Annotated in this window: 1 protein-coding gene; it reads right to left on the bottom strand. The window is 39.1% G+C overall.

Annotated elements, in window-relative coordinates; translation table 11 throughout:
- Positions 1 to 886: DNA polymerase IV (locus tag AC1DRF_RS30045; protein WP_477742577.1), on the bottom strand; the 886-nt coding region annotated here is incomplete at both ends.

The following is an 886-nucleotide window of genomic DNA, read 5'->3' as shown; positions in this document are numbered from 1 at the left end:
TTTTTCCTCTTTGTTTTTTTAAACCGCTTTGAATAATGTTATCTCCATATTTTTCACGCAAACTTTCGACCGCTTTGTATAAAGGCTCTTTTTTTGCTTGCTCTCCATATGTAAACAAATCTAACTGTTCTTCTTCCTGAAGATGGTGGCTCACTTGAAGAGCAGCTACGCCTAATAAACGAATCGGTTCTCCGTTCCAATGCCTTTGAAATAATACCGTACTGTAATGAAAAAGATCATTTGGCTCGCTAATTGCTTTTGAAATAGTTTGGCTTCGAGTGATGGTTTTAAAATCACTGTATCGTATCGTTAATTGAATCGTTTTGCTTACAACTTTTTTCGCTTTCATACGAGAGCTTACAGAATGCGATAGTTTATTTAAAATAGGGAGAACTTCATGTTCATCTACTGCATTTTGAGATAGCGTCGTAGAGTTTCCAATAGATTTAAACTGTGATTGGCGATCAGGGTTTACCTGTCGATCATCTTGGCCCCATGCTCGTTCTTTCATAACTTCTCCTTTTATTCCGAGAGTTTGTTTAAGARGACCGGGAGCGGCTTTTGCTAGATCACCGATGGTCACGATCTTAATCGCATTTAGCTTCTCAGCTGTTTTTTTACCGATTCCGTGCATTTCCTCTACGGCTTTTGGCCAAAGAACTGTTTGGACATCTCTTTTTCGAAGGACGGTAATCCCTAAAGGTTTTTGCATATCACTTGCCGTTTTGGCCAAAAATTTATTCGGCGCGATTCCAATTGACACAGGAATTTGCAGCGTCTGTATTAAATGCTGCTGAATTGACTTTGCTATGTCAAGAGGAGAGCCTAATTCAGCACAGTTTGTAATATCCAAATAGCCTTCATCAATGGAAGCAGGCTCTAAAAG

This window comes from Priestia sp. P5_B4, assembly GCF_056400385.1.
This window is presented reverse-complemented; position numbering and strand designations above follow the sequence as displayed.